The organism is Oleiphilus sp. HI0125, from assembly GCF_001635355.1.
The window spans coordinates 1-1,559 of record NZ_LWGF01000629.1 but is presented as its reverse complement, the minus strand read 5'-3'; the positions used below and the strand labels follow the sequence as shown (position 1 = coordinate 1,559).

General features: G+C 47.2%; 2 protein-coding genes. Both read right to left on the bottom strand.

The window, feature by feature from the left end:
- Nucleotides 1–258: DUF4124 domain-containing protein (locus tag A3762_RS08260; protein ID WP_156493338.1), on the bottom strand; the 258-nt coding region annotated here is incomplete at its 3' end.
- A 98-nt stretch (nt 259–356) separates the two neighbouring features.
- Nucleotides 357–1,559: type I glutamate--ammonia ligase (gene glnA / locus A3762_RS08255; RefSeq protein ID WP_068754904.1), on the bottom strand; the 1,203-nt coding region annotated here is incomplete at its 5' end.

The window sequence follows — 1,559 nt, the reverse complement described above, 5'->3', positions numbered from 1 at the left end:
AGGGCTTAGTATCTTTAAGGATTGATAGAGTTCTTTTGTTGTTGTGTCAGCTTGTTGAGTGTTCGTTGAGCTAGGAGGTAGTTTAAGTGCGGGTACTGTAGCGACATCTTGCACTTCTATTGTTTCAGAGCGTTCGCTTGGTTCGTCTGAGAAAGAGATGCTGCCATCAGGGTTAATGGTTTTGTAGACCTTGGTAGCGCCACTTAGGCCAATTGTTAAAGCCAAAAGGAAGAGGGAAGAAATGATTGATTTTGTCATGGCTTCGGGCAGCTCCGTTGCGTATTAGGCTGCTTCTAGTATGAACCTCAGATATAAAAAAGCCCAGCATTTGCTGGGCTTTTCTTTAAAACAAAGTCTTAAACTGAGTAGTACATGTCGAACTCAACTGGGTGAGTTGTCATGTTCAATGTCTCAACTTCTTCACGCTTAAGTTCAAGGTAGCCTTGAATCATATCTTCAGTGAACACGCCGCCTTTTGTAAGGAATTCGTGATCAGCTTCAAGAGCGTCAAGTGCAACGTCAAACGTTTCAGCAACAGTTGGGATCTCAGCCGCTTCTTCAGCTGGAAGATCGTACAAGTCTTTATCTGCTGGATCGCCAGGGTGGATCTTGTTCTGGATACCGTCAAGACCAGCCATCATCAATGCAGAGAACGCCAAGTATGGGTTTGCAGATGGGTCAGGGAAACGAGCTTCCATACGACGCGCTTTTGGCGAGTTAACGAATGGAATACGGATAGAAGCTGAACGGTTACGTGCAGAGTATGCAAGCATAACTGGAGCTTCGAAACCTGGAACCAAACGCTTATAAGAGTTTGTAGAAGCGTTAGTGAATGCGTTGATCGCGCGAGCATGCTTGATGATACCGCCGATGTAGTACAAACACTCGTCTGAAAGACCTGCGTAGCCGTCACCAGCGAAGATGTTGTTGCCATCTTTTGCTAGAGACATGTGTACGTGCATACCAGAACCGTTGTCACCTACAAGAGGCTTAGGCATGAATGTCGCAGTCTTGCCGTAAGCGTGTGCAACGTTGTGTACACAGTACTTAAGAATTTGAACTTCGTCGGCTTTGTTTACAAGTGTGTTCGCACCAACGCCGATTTCACACTGACCAGCAGTACCTACTTCGTGGTGGTGTACTTCGATCACTAGTCCCATTGCTTCCATTGCAGCACACATTGCGCCACGAAGATCGTGCAAAGAGTCAACTGGTGGTACTGGGAAGTAACCGCCTTTAACGCCAGGACGGTGACCAGTGTTGCCGCCTTCGATGCTTGCGTCGCTAGACCATGCAGCTTCTTCAGAGTTGATTTGGTACATCGCACCGCTGATGTCAGCTTTCCACTTAACATCGTCAAATACGAAGAACTCTGGCTCTGGACCAAACAATGCGCTGTCTGCGATGCCAGTAGACTTCAAGTATTCTTCTGCGCGCTTAGCAACAGAGCGTGGGTCACGCTCGTAGCCTTGCATAGTTGCAGGCTCAACGATGTCACAACGCAAGATAAGAGTGGTTTCTTCAGTGAAAGGATCAAGAACTGAAGTAGAGTCGTCAGG